This is a genomic window from Xanthomonas cannabis, assembly GCF_040616535.1.
Taxonomy (GTDB): Bacteria; Pseudomonadota; Gammaproteobacteria; order Xanthomonadales; family Xanthomonadaceae; genus Xanthomonas; species Xanthomonas cannabis.
Window position 1 is genome coordinate 235,370 of the sequence record NZ_CP136580.1, and the last position, 18,522, is coordinate 253,891.

The window sequence follows — 18,522 nt, forward strand, 5'->3', positions numbered from 1 at the left end:
AGACGGCGCCTGCTTGGAGTCACCGAACGGTGACATAGGAGAAATGTCATCGTTCGGTGATATCAAGCCGCCTGCACCACATGTAACACCTTAGGATTACGCCACTGCGCCAGCAGCGCGGCTTCACGCGCCTTGGCTTCCTGCAGGTGCGCATGCTTGACGTGGCCATAGCCGCGAATGTGTTCTGGAATGCTGGCGATCTGCGCTGCAAGACCGACGTTATCGGCATCCAGCCGCTCCAGCAGCATGTCGATGGTTGCGCTGTAATCGGCAATCAGCCGACGCTCGCCACGTCGTTCTTCGCTGTAGCCGAACACGTCGAACTTGCCGCCACGCAGGAACTTCAATCGTGCCAGCAGCTTGAAGGCGGTGAACATCCATGGCCCGTATTCGCGCTTGAGCAGGTTTCCGTTGGCATCCTTCTTGGCCAGCAACGGCGGCGCCAGGTGAAAGCGCAGCGTGTAGTCGCCTTCGAACTGCTGTTGCAGCCGGCGCTGGAAATCGCCGCGCGTGTACAGTCGCGCCACTTCGTACTCGTCCTTGTAGGCCATCAGCTTGAATGCGTAGCGCGCCACCGCTTCGGTCAAGGCGCTGCTGCCCGGCGCACGTTGGGTTTCGTGCGTGCGCACGCGCTCCACCAACGTGCGATAGCGCTGTGCATAGGCAGCGTCCTGATAGTCGGTGAGGAATGCGACGCGGCGCGCGATGGCCTCGTCCAGCGATTGCGCCAGCTGCTCGTCATCGAGCGGATGTGCCGGTGCATCGGCACCGCCATGCAGCGTGCTGCCATCGGTCTGCGCCAGTGCACGCGGTGCGCTGGCACCGCTGAGATCGTGTTCTTCCCAACTGCCCGGTGCGCGTGCGGCCGGCGTGTCGCCGTGCAGGTGCGCAGGTGCGTCCGTGGTGCCCAGGCCTGCTGCACGACGCACGGCCGGCAGATCCACCGCCGCCAGCCGGCCCCACGCAAAGGCCTGCTGGTTCATCGCAACGGCCGCGCCATTGAGTTCGATCGCGCGCATCAGCGCCGCATGCGACAACGGCACCAGCCCGTGTTGCCACGCGTAGCCCAGCACGAACAGGTTGCTGGCGATCGCATCGCCCAGCAGCGCAGTGGCCAGTTGCGTGGCATCCAGCAACAACGGCTCCTGCCCGCCAAGCGCAGTGCGCACGCCGGCGATGATCTCGGCGGCCGGAAATTGCAGATCCGGCTGCGTGGTGAAGCTGCCCGGCATCGCTTCGTAGGTGTTGAGCACCACCTGGGTGCGCCCATCGCGCACCTTGGACAGCGCCCAATAATCGTTGACCACCACCATGTCGCAGCCCAGCACCAGGTCGGCTTCGCCCGCAGCGATACGCACGGCATGGATGTCGGCGGGGGTGCGTGCAATGCGGATATGCGTGGTGACCGCGCCGCCCTTTTGCGCCAGGCCGGTCTGGTCCAGCACGGTGGCGCCCTTGCCTTCCAGATGCCCGGCCATGCCCAGCAGTGCGCCGATGGTGACCACCCCGGTGCCACCGACGCCGGTGATCAGGATGTTCCAGGGCCGCTCCAGCGTGGTGCGTTGTGGTGGCGAGGGCAGGCTGTCCAGCAGCGCGCTGGCATCGCGCTGTTTGCCCTTGCGCGGCGCACCGCCATGCACGGTGACAAAGCTCGGGCAAAAGCCCGACACGCAGGAATAGTCCTTGTTGCAGTTGGACTGGTCGATCTCGCGCTTGCGCCCGAATTCGGTGTCCTTCGGCAGCACCGACACGCAAAAACTCTTCTCGCCACAATCGCCGCAGCCTTCGCACACCAGCGAATTGATCATGACGCGCTTGGGCGGGTCGATCAGCTTGCCGCGCTTGCGGCGGCGGCGTTTTTCGGTGGCGCAGGTCTGGTCGAAGATCAGGATCGACACACCCTTGACCGTGCGCAGATGCTGCTGCACCGCATCCAGTTCGCCACGATCGTGAAACGCGACCTCGGCAGGAAACAGATCGCGCCGCCGCGTCCACTTGCCGATATCGTCGCTGACGATGGCGATCTCGTGGATGCCTTCGGCGCGCAGCTGATGCGCGATGTCCGGCACGGTGAGCGTGCCGTCCACCGGCTGGCCACCGGTCATGGCCACCGCGTCGTTGTAGAGGATCTTGTAGGTGATGTTGACGCCGGTGGCCACCGACTGCCTGATCGCCAGCGAGCCGCTGTGGAAATACGTGCCATCGCCCAGGTTCTGGAACACGTGCGGCGTGTCGGTGAACGGCGCCTGCCCCGACCAGGTCACGCCTTCGCCGCCCATGTGGGTGAAGGTGTCGGTGGCACGATTCATCCACGTCACCATGTAATGGCAACCGATGCCGCCGAGCGCGCGCGAGCCTTCCGGCACCACCGTGGAGGTGTTGTGCGGGCAGCCGGAGCAGTAATGCGGCACGCGCGGGAACTGCGCGCGCGGCAAGGCCATCTCCGCTTCCTTGGTCTCCATCCAGCGCAGCCGCTGTTCGATCGCGTCGGCGAATGTGCTCGACGGCAAGCCGAACCGCTGGATACGTCTGCCGATCACCGCGGCAATCGTGGCCGGGGTCAACTCGCCGGTGGACGGCAGGATCCACGCGCCCTGCTCGTCGTACTTGCCGACGATGCTCGGCCGCGCCCCTGCACTGGCCGGCCAGTTGTAGAACAGCTCCTTCATCTGGCGCTCGATGAAGGCCTTTTTCTCTTCCACCACCACGATGTCTTCGAGCCCGCGCGCAAACGCGCTGATGCCCACCGGCTCCAGCGGCCAGGTCATGCCGACCTTGTACACGCGGATGCCGATCTGCGCGCAGGCCTGCGCATCCAGGCCCAGGTATTCCAGCGCCTGCAGCACGTCCAGGTAGCTCTTGCCGGTGGTGACGATACCCAGCCGCGCGCGTGGCGAATCCAGCACGATGCGGTCGATCCGGTTGGCCCGCGCAAAGGCCTGCGCCGCGGCCACCGCATAGCGGTGCAGGCGCATTTCCTGATCCACCGGCGGGTCCGGCCAGCGGATGCTCAACCCGCCCGGCGGCAGCGCAAAGTCCTCCGGCAGCACGATCGTGCGTGCGAATGGGGCCACGTCCACCGAGGCGGACGATTCCACCGTTTCGGCAATCGTCTTGAAGCCGATCCAGCGCCCGGTGTAGCGGCTCATCGCCCAGCCCAGCAGACCCATGTCCAGGATGTCCTGCACCCCGGCCGGGTTGAGGATGGGCATCATCGCGCTGACGAACTCGTCTTCCGAGCCATGCGGCAGGGTCGAGCTGCGGCAGGCGTGGTCGTCGGCGGCCAGCGCCAGCACGCCGCCAAAGGGCGAGGTGCCGGCGGCATTGCCGTGCTTGAACACGTCGCCGCTGCGGTCCACGCCCGGGCCCTTGCCGTACCACATGCCGTAGACGCCCTGCACCTTGGCGCCGGGGAACAGGTTGGTCTGCTGGGTGCCCCACACCATGGTGGCGGCCAGGTCCTCGTTCAGGCCGGGGGTGAAGGTCACCCGGGCCGCGTCCAGATGCTTGCGCGCGCGCCACAGCTCCAGGTCCAGCCCGCCCAAGGGGCTGCCGCGGTAGCCGCTGATGAAGCCGGCGGTGTCCAGGCCGGCAGCCTCGTCGCGCAGGCGCTGCAGCAACGGCAGCCGCACCAGCGCCTGCACGCCGGACAGATAGATGCGCCCGTCGGTGCGCGTGTATTTGTGGTCCAGCGTGTAGTCCGCATCCACCCGGCCGAGCTCCGGCGTATTGGCAGAGTCGGGAGAAGAAAGTGCAGCGGTACTGGTCATGGCGTGCCCGGAAAGGGTGGCTGGGACCCGGTGCAGGTCATCTGAAACCAGATGATCCGCCCGACGGATTCCAAAACGGCGGCGCAAAGTGTAACAGTCAGCTTTCACGCGCCCGTCCGCATGCGGATGCGCAGCCGTCGCGCTGCGGTTAGGATGGGGACGGGAAGGGGTCGTTTGCTGTCAGGGGAAAACACAGTGAAAAGGAAATACGCATGGGCCGCCTTGGCCCTGCTCGGGGGCGTGTGGTCGTTGGCGCAGGCACAGAGCCTGCCCAAGCCCAAGGAGTTCTATTTCGACGAAGACCGCAGCACCACCAAGGCGGTGGTCGCGGTGCAGGGGCAGGGCGATGCCGTGGTCGACCGCCTGGCCGCAATGGTGCAACGTGACGCACGCGCGGCCGAACCGCGCGCCCAGCTGGCCTCGCTGGCCTATGCGGGCGGGCGCACGCAACTGGGTGATGAGCTATACCAGGGCGCGCTGGCACTGGTGTCCAACGGCAGCCAGCAATACCGCGCGATTACCTGGAATTACGGCTGGGACCTGCTGCGCGCCGACAAGCCCGACAAGGCGCTGCAGCAGTGGGCCAACCTGGCCAATGGCCGCCCGGCCACGCCGGAGTGGCTGCCCGTGACGGCCGCGCTGGCCCTGTGGCGCGCCGGGCGCAAGCAGGAGGCTACCGAGTGGTATGCCGCCGCCGTGCGCACCTGGCCCGATCGCTGGAGCAGTACCGCCAGCTACGCCAGCCTGCTGCCGGACTGGCGCGAGGCAGAGCGCGCCACCCTGGCCGAGGTCTTCGCGGCCTGGCAGGCCAACCCGCCCGCGTTCCCGTAAGCGCTTCGCGCCGCTGCGGGAGTGCCGCGCAGCGGGCCGTGCACCGGGCCGATTTGCTGCAGGGCCCTTGCCCGCGCACCATCGCGGGACACGCTGCAAGTACGTCCATGTGAGCTCTGGCGCGGCATCCATGCCGCTCAAGGTCCCGCGACGGTGGGCGGGCAAGGGCCAGTCGAGATGGTCGGTCTGCAAGGATCTCAATAGCGACTGGAAAGTTGGCGATGCGGTGTCTTTGCTCTTCAACAAAACCACCAGCCAACTGTCTGGCGTGGTGTCCTCGCCGATTGCGGGACCGTGTGGCGGCATGGATGCCGCCACCGAGACTACAGGGACGTACTTGCGGCGTGTCCCGCGAGCGGTGAGGGCACCGCGCCCTCGACGCTGCGGCATTGCTGCACTTCCCTTGCCCGCCCGCCTCGCGGGACACGCCGCAAGTACGTCACGTCAGGGCTCATGCGGGATGCCGACTTCGGGATAGACCAGATGACCGAATTGCGTGCCGCGCCTCGCGTCAGCGCGCCCCACGCCAGCGTTCTGCCGACGCCCGCGCTGCGTCATGCGATCCTGTGCCTCTGTTTCCATTGGACCTGACCCTGCATGGCGGTGGATGCCTTTGCGTTGATCCTGGCGATGCTGGGCCTTGGCTTGCTGTTCGCCCGTCTGCGGGTGCTGCCCGACAACAGCGCCGACGTGCTCAATCGCGTTGTGTTGTACATCTGCCTGCCCGCCTCGGTGCTGACCTACGTGCCGCGCCTGCACCTGGACGCCTCGCTGGGCGGGGTGATCGCCACGCCGTGGCTGCTCACCGCGATCATCGTGCCGCTGCTGTGGGCTTGCAGCCGCCTGCTGCGACTGGGCCGTGCCGACTACGCCGCGTTGCTGATGTGCGTGGTGTTCACCAATTCCAGTTTCATCGGGTTTCCGATGGTGCGCGCATTGCTTGGCGATCAGGCCTTGCCGTATGCGGTGGTCTACGACCAGTTCGGCACCTTCGTGCTGCTGTCCACCTTCGGGCTGTACGTGCTGGCGCGCTACAGCGGCGACACCCCGCCGACCGCCAGGACCATCCTGACCCGGGTGCTGAAGTTCCCGCCGCTGTGGGCGCTGCTGTTCGCGCTGACGTTGATGCCCGAGCAGCCGCCGGCCTGGATCGGCTCCGGGCTCAAGAGCCTGGCCGATGCCATGCTGCCGCTGGTCATGCTGGCGGTCGGCTTCTCGCTGCAGTTGCGTCTGCCTGCCGACGAACTCAAGCCACTGGCGGTCGGCCTGGTGTTCAAGCTGGCGGTGATGCCGGTCCTGGCGCTGCCGTTGTCCTGGGCGCTGGGCCTGCGCGGCCTGCTGCTGCAGACCAATGTGCTCGAATCGGCCATGCCCACCATGATCACCGCCGCCGCGTTGGCCATCTCGCATCGCCTGGCCCCCAGGCTGGCGGCGGCGATGGTGGGCTACAGCATCCTGCTGTCGTTGCTTACGCTGCCCGCGTGGGCCTGGTTGCTGGCGCAGCTGGTGGCTTGATGCGGTTCAACCCTTATGAAATGCTGATCTCAACAACGTGCACCATCACATGGACGGGAGCAACACATGTACGGATATCGCGTGATCGGCAGTACGCTGCTTTGGATTGGTAGCGTCTGCATGGCACATGCCGCCTCGGTGCCGTCCTCCAATTTACCGGCTCCGGCAAATGACCCCGTCGTGGATCACTGGGCGCAGCAGGTCGGCCAGACCATGCAGGCACGCCTGCGCAGCATGGCGGCCAGCGGTGATCCCAGGCAGCTGTATCTGGCCGGTCTGTTGTGGGCCGATTCCGAGCACGACGACACCGCGCCCGCCGCGGAGGGAGGCTACGCGCCCATCCAGCGCGTCTGGCTGCAGCGCGCCCTGGACGCGCGGCCGCGCGACCCGATGGTGGCGCGGATGGAAGCAGTCGGTTGCGCGCCCGGATTGCGCTGCGATCCAGACGCAGCGCTTGCCTTCCTGGAGCAGGCCGATGCCGGCAATGCGGATGTACACCTGCGGGCCTACGCCGCTGCAATGCGTCGTGGCGATCAGCCGGGTGCCGAACGCGCCTGGCAGGCCGCGGTGCAGGCGGATCATTTCGACAGCGGCGCGCTGGAACTTGGCAAGGCCCTGCATCCCACCTACGACGGCGTGCAATGGCCATCGCTGACCTCGGTCAGCTTGCGCTCGCAACTCGACGCGCAAGGCCTGCCTTCCACCGGCGCGGGCATGGCCGCGATGTTCGTGATGGGCGCCTGGTCTGCACATGCACTTCCCGTGTTAGGCGATGTGGTGCGCCGCTGCACTTCCAATGTCGCGACGCCCGCATTGCGCGACGAATGCATGGCAGTGTTCAACAGCGTGGCCAATGACGAGTCCACCATGCTGACGGCCATGGTCGGCGCCAGGCGCATGGCCGCATTGAGCAGCGGTGCCGACGCCACGCGCTGGCAGGCGCGGCTGCGAGAGCTGGAGTGGCTGCAGCAGCAATACCAACGCCGCGCGCCCACGGCCACCGACCAAGCCATCGATCTGGACGCCCTCCTGTCGCAAGGCGAGGTGCCTGCATTGCGCGCGCTGGTGCAGCGTCAAGGCCTTGCAACGCAGCCGCCTGCGCAGTGGCAGCCGAGCGCAGCGGTCCAGTAGTCCAGATAACCTGCTGGCCGCCGTATGCCTGCGTCGGCTACCTTGCCGGCGAGCGATGCTGCGTTGCGACACCTCCCGCCGTTCGACGTTTAACGCCTTTCGACTACTTCCTCACCCAGCTGCGGTGTACGCTGCCGGCTTGCTCCCGGAAGCGAGGCGTGCATGAAGACAGTCCTGGTGGCCGCCTCCAAAGGCGGCGTCGGCAAGACCACGATCGCCACCAATCTGGCCGCACACGCGGCGTTGCAGGGCCAGCGTACCGTGCTGGCAGATGCCGATCCGCAAGGTTCGTCCACCCGCTGGGCGCAGCGTCGCGCCAGTCTCGAAAGTGCGGTGCTGCCGATCGATGCCACCAAGCGCCGTAACTGGCAGGCCGCGGTGCCCGATGGCACCGACCAGCTGATCATCGATGCCCCGGCCGGCGCCATGGCCGACGACCTGAGCGGTTTCCTGGACCATGTCGACGCCATCGTGGTGCCGGTGCTGTCCTCGGCGCTGGACATCGAAGCGGTTGTGGGCTTTCTCAATACGCTCGCCAAGGTGCCGCGCGTGCATCAGCGCAAGCTGCCGGTGGGCCTGGTGCTCAACCGTGCACGTCCCTGGACCCAGACCTCGCAGCAGGCCGCCGAGATGATCGGCACCTGGCCCTATCCGCTGGTGACCCAATTGCGCGACACCCAGGCCTATGTGGTCATGGCCGGGCTGGGGCGCAGCTTGTTCGATTACCGCTCGGCGCAGGTGCGCGACCATCAACAGGACTGGGAGCCGCTGTTGAAGTGGCTCAAGAAGTCCTAACCGGAAAGTTCCCATGCGCGAATTGATCTTGTTGCGACACGCCCACGCCGAACCGGCCGACACCGGCCAGGCCGATTTCGACCGCCCGTTGTCGCCGCACGGCATCGCCGAGGCCGAATCGGCCGGGCGCTGGCTGCGCGAGCAGCGGTTGGTGCCCGACCGGGTGCTGTGTTCGCCGGCGCGGCGTGCCCGCGAGACCCTGGAAGCGGTCCTCGAGCTCACCGGCTATATCGAACAACGGCTGGACGAACGCATCTACGAGGCCACGCCCGGCACCCTGGCCAGCCTGGTGGACGAACATCGCGAGGCCGAGCGGCTGCTGCTGGTGGGCCACAACCCGGGCCTGGAGCGGTTGGCCGCGTTGATGCACAGTGGGCAGACCGGCGATTACCGCGGCATGCCGACCGCCTCGATCGCCCTGCTGGCCCTGCCGCTGGATGCCACCATCGAGCCGGGCATCGCCCGCCTGACCGCCTTCTGGTGGCCTTGATCCGTGACATCGTCGCTGCGCTGGTTCGCCTGGCTCGCGCTCTGGGTCGCGCTGCCCTGCCTTGCACAGCAGAAGGTGCACACCATCGACCCGGCGCAGTCGCGCTTCGGGTTCGAGATCAAGACCCGCTTCGGGATGAAGATCGAGGGCTTTTTCCCACGGTTTCGCGGTGAACTGGTGGAGTTGCCGGACCGGCGACTGCAGGTGCGCTTCCGCCTGGACGCCACCCAGGTGGAGATTCCCGGCAAGGACCGCTACACCAGCTGGATGCGCGGCGAGGATTTCTTCAACGTGGCGCGTTACCCGGTGGTGGAATTCGAGTCGCTCCCCTATGCCGAAGAGGTGGTCAACCAGGGCGGCGACATCACCGGCAACCTGACCATCCGCGGAATCACCCACATCGAGACCCTGCATGTGGCGCCAGCTGAATGCGCACGGCCGGGCTATGATTGCGACGTGATCAGCCGAGGTACGGTCCTGCGTGGACGTTACGGAATGAATGCGTGGCAGATGGCCCTGGGCGACAGGGTGACGTTCATTCTGCGTGGGCGGCTGCAGGAGGCGCGGCGCCCGTGAGGTTCCTGTTGAGGGTCTTGGTGCTGGCAACCCTGTTGCTCGGCACCGGATGCGCCGGCCTGTCGCAAACCGAACGCAACCGCGCGGCCGGTGTTGCCGCTGGCGCGCGCAGCACGGTGGTGGATTGCACCCAGGCCAACCGTTGCGCCCAGCCTTCGCCCTTGCGCGCGCTGGGCGGGCAGGCCATCACCGCCTCCACGCCGGCCGCGCCACGGCATTACGCCACCATCCTCGACCATGGCGAGGAATCGCTGGTGGCGCGGCTTAACCTGATCCGCAGCGCCACCCGCAGCATCGACCTGCAGACCTATATCTTCGACAAGGACGACAGCGCGCGCATGGTGCTGGACGCGCTGACCGACGCCGCCCGCCGCGGCGTCAAGGTGCGCATCCTGATCGACCAGCTGTCGGCGATCGCCGATTTGCAGATCCTGGGCGCACTCGCCAGCAGCCACGACAACCTGCAACTGCGCATCTACAACCCCACCTTCGGCAAGGTCAAGCTCAACTACTTCGACTATGCCGGCAGCGTGCTGTGCTGTTTCCGTCGCTTCAACCAGCGCATGCACAACAAGCTGCTGGTGGTGGACGACGTGCTCGGCGTGGTCGGCGGGCGCAATTACCAGGACGACTATTACGACTGGGACAGCGAGTACAACTTCCGCGACCGCGACGTGATTCTCGCCGGGCCGGAAGTGCGCGCGATGGCGGCCAATTTCGATGCGTTCTGGCGCGCGCGGCGCAGCATTCCGGCCGAGCGCCTGAACGATGTCGGCCGGCTGTTGCTGGAGCAGGGCGCCCCGCAGATGCCGCCGGCACAGTTCCGGCGCCCGGAGCGGGTGGCGCGGGTCGATCGCGAGGCAGGCGACGCGCAGTTCATACGCGACGCCTTCGTGACCCCGGCCATGCCGGTGCAGCGCGTGCTGTACGTGGCCGACCTTCCGCAAAAGCACCGCAAGGAACATGGCGCAAAGGCGGTGTCCACCGCGCCGGAGCTCGATGGCCTGATCGCCAATGCGCAGCAGGAAGTACTGCTGCAGACGCCGTACCTGGTGTTGTCCGACGAGGCCCAGGCCATCTTCCGCGATCTGCGCAAACGCCCGCAGCCGCCGCGCGTCGTGGTGTCGAGCAATAGCCTGGCCGCCACCGACAACCCCATCGTGTACGCGCTCTCGTACAAGTTCAAACGGCGCAACCTGCGCGAGCTGGGCTTCAACGTGTACGAGTTCAAGCCATTCCCGCTGGATGCGCCGGTGGACTACGCCAACCTGGTGCCGGATCCGCTCAACCCCACCTCCGAGATCAACGAGGACAGCCGCGACAACCGCGACAACCGGTTGATCGGCGGCAGCGCGGCCGGCAATGCGATGCGGGGCAGCAGCGGCGGGGACGGGCGCACAGGTGCCGGAAGCGTGATTCGCGGCAGCAGTGGGGGTGGCCGTGCACCCGGCGGCAGCGAAGTCGATCGCCGCGTGTTGCGCACCGAAACGCGGCCTTCGTTCCTGGGCACCCGCGCGGTCAACAAACCGCTGCCGGTGACCCGCGCCGGTGCGCGCATGGGGCTGCACGCCAAATCGCTGGTGGTGGACCGCCGCATCGGGGTGATCGGCACGCACAACTTCGATCCGCGCAGCGAGAACTACAACACCGAGGCCGCGGTCGTCATCGACGATGTGCGCTTTGCGCAGGCGCTGGCGGCCAGCATCGAGCGCGACATGAGCCCGGAGAATGCCTGGACGGTGGCTCCGCGCGAAAAACCGCCGCTGTTCAGCGGATTGAACTACAGCGTGGGCAAGGTGTCGGAAGCCTTGCCGGTGCTGGATTTCTGGCCCTGGCGTTATGCGACCAACTACGAGTTCCAGCCCGGCCCGGGCTGCCCGTTCCCGCTCAAGCGACAGGACCCGCAGTTCCGGCAGTGCTATGTGGCGGTGGGCGATTTCCCCGAGGTCAACGTCGGGCCGAAATGGCTGCTGGTACGCATGCTGACCGCGTTCGGTGCGGGCCTGGTGCCGATTCTCTGATCGCTGCAGCGTGCTGGCCTGGGCCGGCGTGCAGACGGCGCGTGGTGGGGGCATCGTGCCGTGGCGCGCCGCTGCAATGGCACGTTGCGCGGAAATAGGCCGCGCCGCCAACCCGCCGAAAGTCGCTGGCGCAATTCGGCCCGCAGATAGCCGAAAGGCAGTTGCATCAGACCCCAGCGCCGCCGATGCTGTCCCGATTCCCGATTCCCGATTCCCGATTCCCGATTCCCTGCCCATGACCTTCCGCGCTCCCGTCGACCTCGTTGCCCTCAACGCCTCCAGCAAAGACACCCTGATCGACCATCTGGGCATCGTGTTCACCGAAGCCGGTGACGATTGGTTGCGCGCCACCATGCCGGTGGACACGCGCACCAGGCAGCCGTACGGCCTGCTGCACGGCGGCGCATCGGTGGTGCTGGCCGAAACCCTGGGCAGCAGCGCCGGCAATCTGTGCGTGGATATGACCACGCAGATGTGCGTGGGGCTGGAAATCAACGCCAACCATCTGCGCGCGGCCACCGACGGCCTGGTCACCGGCACCGCGCGCGCAGTGCATGTGGGGCGCAGCACCCAGGTCTGGGACATCGTCATCGAGAACCCGGCCGGCAAACGGGTCTGCGTGTCGCGCCTGACGCTGGCCGTGGTGGCACGCAGCAATGGCTGAGTACGTCCGGCAACGGCATGGGTGGAACAGCGCCATCCGCTGCCGGCGCTGCGCCGCGCCCAGGCTGCTGTCACAATCGTCGTGCTCCCTTTCCCTGTCACCGGTCCCGTTGGTCGAATGAGCGAGTCATCCCTGGACGCCACGCGCGAGGCTGGCGGCGCGTCGCGTTGGTTCCGGTACCTGTATCGGGTGCCGTTGCTGCTGCTGCACCTGTGCATCGGCCTGCCGATCACCATGCTGTGCGTGGTGGCCCCGCCGCTGGCGCGCATCCGCACCGGCCCTGCAGACACCCTGGACGAGCGGATGATCCGCTGGTGGCAGGGCAACCTGATGCGCATCTTCGGCTTCCGGCTGCGCCGCTTCGGCACGCCGCTGTCCGGCGCGACCCTGTTCGTGGCCAACCACGTCAGCTGGGTCGACATCTCGATGCTGCACAGCCAGCGCGTGATGGGCTTTGTAGCCAAGCGCGAAATCGCCGGCTGGCCGCTGGTGGGCTGGCTGGCGACCAAGGGCCAGACCATCTTCCATCAGCGCGGCAATACCGAATCGCTGGGCGGGGTGCTGCTGGAAATGCTGCAGCGCCTGCGCAGCGGCAAGCCGGTGGGCGTGTTCCCGGAAGGGCGCACCCGCGGCGGCACCGAAGTCGGCCCGTTCCATGCGCGCATCTTTCAGGCAGCGGTGGAGGCCGGCGTGCCGGTGCAGCCGGTGGCGCTGCGCTACGGCGTGCGCGGCAGTGCGCAGGCGGTGGTGGCCTTCGGTGAGCGCGAGAGTTTCTTCGCCAATATCGTGCGCCTGCTCGGCGAGCCGTCGCGGCTGGCCGAGGTGCATTTCCTTGAGCCAATCGCCGCATTCGATCTCGAAGGACGTCGTCGCTTGGCCGATACCTCGCGGCAACGCATCATCGCCGCGATGGAGTCCTGAGCCGACCATGCACGCACGCATCTTCCTTGCGGCCAGCGTCCTGCTGCCGGGCCCGATGCGCGCATGAACGCCTCCGACTTCCAGCCGCCGCGCTGGCTGCGTAACCCGCACGTGCAGTCGGTGCTGGGCAGCAGCGCCTTGCGTCGCCTGCGCAGCCGCCAGTTGCTCAGCGCCAGCGGCGCAGTCACCCGCGAACATATTCTCGATGGCGGCGACGGCGTGCGCCTGCAGGGCTGGATGAGCGTGCCGCCCGGCGATGCGCCGGTGCGCGGCACCGTGCTGCTGCTGCACGGCTGGGAGGGCAGCGCCGATTCCAATTACATGCGGCTGACCGCCGCGCGTTTGCTCGGCCTGGGCTACCAGGTGTTCCGGCTGAATTTCCGCGACCACGGCGGCACCCATCACCTCAACGTGGACCTGTTCCACTCCGATCGCATCGACGAGGTGGTCAACGCCGCGGGCGATCTGTGGCGGCGCTTTCCTGCGCCGCAGCTGCTGGCGGCCGGGTATTCGCTGGGCGGCAACTTCGCGCTGCGGCTGGCGTTGCGCGCACCGGCCGCCGGCCTGCCGCTGGCACGCGTGGCGGCGGTGTGCCCGTTGCTGGACCCGGCGGCCACCATGACCCAGCTGGAAAAGGGCCCGCAGTTCTACGACTGGTATTTCCGCCGCAAATGGCGCGAATCGCTGCTGCGCAAGCGCAAGCTGTTTCCGGACCAGCACGGGTACGACGATGCCACCCTGGCATTGGACATGCGCGAGCTGATGGCCTGGCTGGCCGTGCAGCACACCGGCCACGGGTCGCTGGAAGCGTATTTCAACAGCTATTCGATTGCCGGCGCGCGCCTGGCCGGCCTGCAGGTGCCCTCGGACATCCTGATGGCCGAAGACGACCCGGTGATTCCGTTCGAGGATTTCGCCGCCTGGCAGTTGCCCGAGCATGCGCACCTGGAAATCGCGCGCTGGGGCGGGCATTGCGGGTTTCTGGAAAATGCCCGTGGCGACGGCTTCGCCGAACGCTGGGTGGCCGAGCGGCTGGCCGCTGCCAGGTAGGTCGGCGGCGCAGCGCGCATCGTTACAATAGCGGTTTGTCCTGGACACCCCGCCGCCATGCAAGACGCCATTCTTCAAGCCCTGCGCCGCAATGCGGCCGACGATGCGGTGGCGCTGGCCCGCGAGTGGGCGATCAGCGCGCCCGACAGCGCCGCCGCACACCGCTGGCTCGGGCTGGCCCTGCAGCAGCAGGGCCAGCCGGCACTGGCGCTGACCAGCATCGACACCGCGTTGGCCCTCACACCGGAAGACGCCGACCTGCACCTGCTGCGCGCCGGCCTGCTGCTGGCTGCACGCGACCTGTCCGCCGCAGACGCCGCCTTGTCGCGCAGCACCGCGCTGGACCCGAACCAGTTCAACGCTTACGTGATGCAGGCGCACCTGGCCGTGGCACGCGACGATCTGGACGAGGCCGAGCGGCTCAGCCGCACTGCCGCGCGATTGGCGCCGGAGCATCCGCAGCTGCTCGCGGTCGATGGCGTGGTGGAGATGCGCCGCGGCCAGAGCGACCGCGCGCTGGCGCTGCTGACCCGCGCCGCCGAGCAACTGCCGGACGACCCGCGGGTGATGTTCGCGCTGGGCTTTGCATATCTGCAGAAGGAGCATTTTGCATTTGCCGAGCGCGCCTTCGAGCGCGTGGTCGAACTCAATCCGCCGGGCACCGCGCTGCGCGCCTTCATCGCCCAGCTGGCCCAGCGCCAGGGTCGTCTGGACGATGCGCTGACCGCGATGCAGGCCGTGCTGGCGCAACCCGATGGCGACCTGCCGGCCATGCGCCGACTGGCGGGCGAGATGGAATTGCAGGCCGGCCGCCCCGACCAGGCCGTTGCGCACCTGCGCCTGGCGCTGGCCCACTGGCCGGCCGACCGCCGCACCTTGCACGCGCTGCTCACCGCCTGGGAACGGCTGGGCGCGACGGACGATGCGCGCGACACGCTGGACGCGGCACTGGCCACCTCGGCCACGGCGCACGACCTGTGGCTGGCGCGCCTGGCGGTGGAGCCGGTCGGCGGGCCGCAGGCGCAGGCCGTGATCGAACGCTGGCTGCTGGCCATGCCCGAGCACCTGCCGGCACTGGAAGCACTGATGCGCGTGCACGACATGCAGGGTCATGCCGACGAAGCGGAAATGGTGGCGCGTCAGATCGTGGCGGTGGAACCGGGCCGCATCAGCGGCGAGCAGCGCATCGTCGAGGCCTTGCTGGAACGCGACCCGCCGGCGGCGATCGCCTGCGTCGAATCGCTGATCGAGTCGTTGCCGCCGCCACAGCAGACCGTGCTGCGGCCGTGGCTGGGCAATGTGCAGGACCGCGCCGGTCAGCCCGACGCCGCGCTGGCCACCTGGATGCAGTTCCATCGCGAACAGGCCCAGCACCGGCTGCCGTTGCCGCCGCAGGCCGCCAGGCAGCCGATGCAATGGCCTGCGCTGGGCAGCATTCCGGACAGCGTCACCGCGCGCCCGCTGTTCGTGTGGGGCACGCCCGGCTCGCATGTCGAACGCCTGATCGCGGTGATGGACGCCGCCACTCCGCTGGTGCGCGGCGATCGCTACGGCACCACCCCGCCGTCCGATGCGCTGCAGAGCTACCGCACGGTCGAGCAACTGGCGTCCGGCGAGCTGGCGCCGATGGCGCTGGTGGAAGGCTGGAAAGCGCAGCTGTCGCGTCGCGGCATCGACGACGGCAACGTCATCGACTGGCTGCTGTGGTGGGACAACACCCTGCTCACCGCGCTGCGCCCGCACCTGCCCGAAGGCCGGCTGGCGATCGCGCTGCGCGACCCGCGCGACATGCTGCTGGACTGGCTCTCGACTGGCGCGCCGGCACCGCTGGCGCTGCAGTCGCCGCAGCAGGCCACCGACTGGTTGCTGGCCGCGCTGGAACAACTGGCGGTGTTGCACGAGCGCGATCTCTACCCGCACCGGATCATCCGGCTCGACGGCATCGAAAGCGACCCGCAGGGAATTTCCGACGCGCTGGAGCAGGCCTTCGGGCTGCGCTTCCCGCTGGTCGAACCACGCGGCCCCGCCCGCCTGGCCTCCGGCCGCTGGCGCAACTACCGCAGCGTGCTCGGCGCCCAGTTCGACCTGCTGACGTTGATCGCCGTACGCTTCGGATATCCGCAGGACTGACGCGCGGCCTGCCGCATATCCCGCAAGCGCGACGCCGTCGTAGGAGCGGACCCGGCCGCGACAAGGCGTTACCGATACCGGTGAAGCCCGTCGCGGCCAGGTCCGCTCCTACGGAGATCCAGAGACCCGGACGGCGCGGCGCGCATGGACGCCGATGGCGTTCACGCGTGCCTGCAATCCATGCCCGGAGATGCCCGATGCGCAAGGCTGTTGTAGGAGCGGACCCGGCCGCGACAAGGCGTTATCGATACCGGTGACGCCCGTCGCGGCCAGGTCCGCTCCTACGGAGATCCAGAGACCCGGACGACGCGGCGCGCGTGGACGCCGATGGCGTTCACGCGTGCCTGCAATCCATGCCCGGAGATCCCGATGCGCAAGGCTGTTGTAGGAGCGGACCCGGCCGCGACAAGGCGTTACCGGTACCGGTGAAGCCCGTCGCGGCCAAGTCCGCTCCTACGGAGATCCAGAGACCCGGACGGCGCGGAGCGTGGACGCCGATGACGTTCACGCGTGCCTGCGATCCGTGCCCGGGGATAGTGCAGCTTGCTGTTTGGCATGTTGCTCGCCTTGGTTGGCGCATCGCGCGCTCCACTCTCGCTGCGCTCTGCCGCACGCTGAATTGGCTGACAACACGCGCACACCAAACGCGCCTGCTGTGCCACACAAGGTTCCACTGCGACGGCTTCCGTTGCGGTGCCAATCCAGGCAGGCTGGGTGCTTGGATCCACGGAGACTTTGCATGCGTCTGACCAGCACCAGCATCGAAAACGGCAAGCCTATCGCAGTGGAATTCGCCGCCGGTACCCCGGACGGCTTCGCGCCCAACCGCAACCCGCATCTGGCCTGGAGCGATGTCCCGCAAGGCACGCAATCGTTCGCGCTGCTGTGCCTGGATCCGGATGTGCCCACCGTGCCGGAGACCGTCGGCCGCGACGATATCCAAATCCCGGTGGACCAGCCACGCACCGATTTCGTGCATTGGGCCATGGCCGATATCCCCGCCGACGTGCATGAAATTGCGGCAGGCAGTTGCAGCGACGGTTTCGTGGCCAAGGGCAAGCAGCAGCCGGCCGGCCCGGCCGGTGCGCGCCAGGGCCTGAATTCGTACACGCAGTGGTTTGCCGGCAATCCCGACATGGCCGGCAATTATCTGGGCTACGACGGACCGTACCCGCCGTTCAACGACCTGCGCGTGCACCGCTATTTCTTCCGCGTGTTCGCGCTGGACGTGGCCAAGCTCAGCCTGCCCGAGCCCTTCACGACCGCCGATGTGCTGTCGGCCATCCAGGGCCACGTACTCGCCGAAGCCGCGCTGCATGGCACCTACACACTGAATCCTGCCCTGCGCTGAGAGACCGGTTCACGCGCCCCGCACGACCAAGCGCGCGGGGTACGCGCAACGGCTGGCTGGATCGGTCACCGCGACCGACCGGCGCACCGACACGCCGCACGCTCAATCCTGCATGGCATTCGCAATCAGGCGGCCATCGCGGCCGCGTTGGTTCCGGTTCGTTTCTGCTTGCCTGGTCAGTCAGCCGAAGCGAACGACCATTGATCCCGGCTGCAGTCTCCCGCTTGTGCCGGATCGGCATCGCCTGCGCAGGCCGCCGACCGCATTGCCGGTCACATAACGCTTGGCAATGAATTCGAGAGTGGCGGCCCAACCATAGATTCCCCGACTCCCGATCCCGATCCCCATTCCCCATTCCCCATTCCCCATTCCCCATTCCCGATTCCCAATTCCCAATTCCCGATTCCCGATTCCCAATTCCCAATTCCCAATTCCCAATTCCCGAACCTACCCACTGGCCTCGATCATCTGATCCAGCACATACACCGGGGCACCATCCGTGCCGGGATACCGGGTGACGCGCAGCAAGGTGCGGATGCCCGCTTCGTGGTCGAAGCCCTCGATCCGGCCATCGAAGGGGCGCCAGGGTTCGGTCGCGGGCTGGCCGTCGGCCGTCTGCTCGCGCAGCTGCAGACATGCGCGCGACGGGTCGGCGGGGCACGGCACGGTTTCGGCGGCCACCTCGAGCAACAGTGTCTGTCCGGGCCCGCCGTAGCGGGTGGCGGCCGTGGGCGTGCTGCCGAACAGCAGGCGGGTGCCATCGCTGCGGGTCAGGGCCAGCTGCGGCGTGGCCTGCGCACTGTCCATCGTCACCGCAAAACGGCCGGACAACAGGTCGCTGGCAGCACGTTCCTGCGCCATCTTGCGCGGTTGCGCGCACAGGCGTTTGCTCGAAACCACCCGGCCGATCTGCAGCTGCGTCCCGGCCACGCTGTAGCTGGCGCCCAGGGCGTTGCAGGTCTGGCTGACGTGGATGCGCTGGTCGCTGAAGTCCAGTTGCAGCGGTGCGCTACCGGCAACGAACAAGCTGCGTAACGCGGTGCCATGGGCGTCGCTGGCCTGCACCAGTTGCCAGTGCCTGGCCTGCAATGCCGCGCGCAAGGGGGCGTTATCGGCCAACGGCGCAGCGGCGGCGGTCGCGCCGGGCCCGGCACCGCCAGGATCCTGCGCATCGGGCAGCGCACCCGAACCGCAGGCCGTCACGCCCGCCGCCAGCAGGGCTGGGGCGAAGAACACGGCACGCATGGGCGGCTCCCGGTGGGCAAGGCCTCAGTGAT

General features: G+C 67.7%; 14 protein-coding genes. 12 read left to right on the forward strand and 2 right to left on the reverse strand.

Annotated features, from left to right (window positions below; translation table 11 throughout):
- Positions 1–62: 62 nt before the first annotated feature.
- On the reverse strand, positions 63–3,770 hold the full coding sequence (locus RZV17_RS00985) for an indolepyruvate ferredoxin oxidoreductase family protein (protein ID WP_355606455.1): 3,708 nt from the start codon (positions 3,768–3,770) through the stop codon (positions 63–65).
- A 195-nt stretch (positions 3,771–3,965) separates the two neighbouring features.
- Here RZV17_RS00985 and RZV17_RS00990 point away from each other — a divergent pair, with 195 nt between their 5' ends.
- The 12 genes from RZV17_RS00990 to RZV17_RS01045 all read left to right on the forward strand — a co-directional run bounded on the left by RZV17_RS00990 (position 3,966) and on the right by RZV17_RS01045 (position 17,245).
- Positions 3,966–4,601 carry a M48 family metallopeptidase gene (locus RZV17_RS00990; protein ID WP_179453360.1) on the forward strand — a complete coding sequence of 212 codons (636 nt, stop codon included), beginning with the start codon at positions 3,966–3,968 and terminating at the stop codon, positions 4,599–4,601.
- A gap of 597 nt (positions 4,602–5,198) precedes the next feature.
- Entirely contained in the window at positions 5,199–6,116 is a 918-nt protein-coding gene (locus tag RZV17_RS00995) for an AEC family transporter (RefSeq protein WP_047695559.1), read from the forward strand.
- Positions 6,117–6,296: 180 nt separating this feature from the next.
- Complete coding sequence (locus RZV17_RS01000; RefSeq protein ID WP_355606458.1) at positions 6,297–7,247, forward strand: hypothetical protein; 951 nt, start codon at positions 6,297–6,299, stop codon at positions 7,245–7,247.
- Positions 7,248–7,409: 162 nt separating this feature from the next.
- Complete coding sequence (locus RZV17_RS01005) at positions 7,410–8,042, forward strand: ParA family protein (protein ID WP_005992682.1); 633 nt, start codon at positions 7,410–7,412, stop codon at positions 8,040–8,042.
- Between the two features lie 13 nt (positions 8,043–8,055).
- Positions 8,056–8,532, forward strand: a complete 477-nt coding sequence (locus RZV17_RS01010) for a histidine phosphatase family protein (protein WP_005992684.1) — start codon at positions 8,056–8,058, stop codon at positions 8,530–8,532.
- Positions 8,533–8,535: 3 nt separating this feature from the next.
- A complete protein-coding gene (locus tag RZV17_RS01015) occupies positions 8,536–9,108 on the forward strand; it encodes a YceI family protein (protein ID WP_104580248.1) in 573 nt (190 codons plus the stop codon).
- On the forward strand, positions 9,105–11,129 hold the full coding sequence (locus RZV17_RS01020) for a phospholipase D family protein (protein WP_355606462.1): 2,025 nt from the start codon (positions 9,105–9,107) through the stop codon (positions 11,127–11,129). Before RZV17_RS01015 ends, RZV17_RS01020 begins: the two co-directional genes overlap by 4 nt.
- Positions 11,130–11,364: 235 nt before the next feature.
- Positions 11,365–11,793, forward strand: a complete 429-nt coding sequence (locus RZV17_RS01025) for a hotdog fold thioesterase (RefSeq protein ID WP_355606465.1) — start codon at positions 11,365–11,367, stop codon at positions 11,791–11,793.
- Positions 11,794–11,814: 21 nt separating this feature from the next.
- Positions 11,815–12,714: a lysophospholipid acyltransferase family protein gene (locus RZV17_RS01030; protein ID WP_179453363.1), complete on the forward strand. Its 900-nt coding sequence runs from the start codon at positions 11,815–11,817 to the stop codon at positions 12,712–12,714.
- A 63-nt stretch (positions 12,715–12,777) separates the two neighbouring features.
- Positions 12,778–13,764 carry an alpha/beta fold hydrolase gene (locus RZV17_RS01035; protein ID WP_355606469.1) on the forward strand — a complete coding sequence of 329 codons (987 nt, stop codon included), beginning with the start codon at positions 12,778–12,780 and terminating at the stop codon, positions 13,762–13,764.
- A gap of 57 nt (positions 13,765–13,821) precedes the next feature.
- On the forward strand, positions 13,822–15,894 hold the full coding sequence (locus RZV17_RS01040) for a tetratricopeptide repeat protein (RefSeq protein WP_047695553.1): 2,073 nt from the start codon (positions 13,822–13,824) through the stop codon (positions 15,892–15,894).
- Between the two features lie 739 nt (positions 15,895–16,633).
- Positions 16,634–17,245 carry a YbhB/YbcL family Raf kinase inhibitor-like protein gene (locus tag RZV17_RS01045; RefSeq protein WP_355606473.1) on the forward strand — a complete coding sequence of 204 codons (612 nt, stop codon included), beginning with the start codon at positions 16,634–16,636 and terminating at the stop codon, positions 17,243–17,245.
- A 447-nt stretch (positions 17,246–17,692) separates the two neighbouring features.
- On the opposite strand, the gene RZV17_RS01050 is transcribed toward RZV17_RS01045, so the two are convergent.
- The gene (locus RZV17_RS01050; RefSeq protein ID WP_184384246.1) at positions 17,693–18,490 is read right to left on the reverse strand and encodes an META and DUF4377 domain-containing protein; all 798 of its coding nucleotides are present in this window, start codon (positions 18,488–18,490) and stop codon (positions 17,693–17,695) included.
- Positions 18,491–18,522 lie beyond the last annotated feature (32 nt).

Bases quoted from the DNA above. Each gene is read 5' to 3' on its own strand.
- RZV17_RS01050 (WP_184384246.1), bottom strand. From the start codon at position 18,490: ATGCGTGCCGTGTTCTTCGCCCCAGCCCTGCTGGCGGCGGGCGTGACG.
- RZV17_RS01005 (WP_005992682.1), top strand. From the start codon at position 7,410: ATGAAGACAGTCCTGGTGGCCGCCTCCAAAGGCGGCGTCGGCAAGACC.
- RZV17_RS01045 (WP_355606473.1), top strand. From the start codon at position 16,634: ATGCGTCTGACCAGCACCAGCATCGAAAACGGCAAGCCTATCGCAGTG.
- RZV17_RS01025 (WP_355606465.1), top strand. From the start codon at position 11,365: ATGACCTTCCGCGCTCCCGTCGACCTCGTTGCCCTCAACGCCTCCAGC.
- RZV17_RS01035 (WP_355606469.1), top strand. From the start codon at position 12,778: ATGAACGCCTCCGACTTCCAGCCGCCGCGCTGGCTGCGTAACCCGCAC.
- RZV17_RS01040 (WP_047695553.1), top strand. From the start codon at position 13,822: ATGCAAGACGCCATTCTTCAAGCCCTGCGCCGCAATGCGGCCGACGAT.
- RZV17_RS00995 (WP_047695559.1), top strand. From the start codon at position 5,199: ATGGCGGTGGATGCCTTTGCGTTGATCCTGGCGATGCTGGGCCTTGGC.
- RZV17_RS01010 (WP_005992684.1), top strand. From the start codon at position 8,056: ATGCGCGAATTGATCTTGTTGCGACACGCCCACGCCGAACCGGCCGAC.
- RZV17_RS00985 (WP_355606455.1), bottom strand. From the start codon at position 3,770: ATGACCAGTACCGCTGCACTTTCTTCTCCCGACTCTGCCAATACGCCG.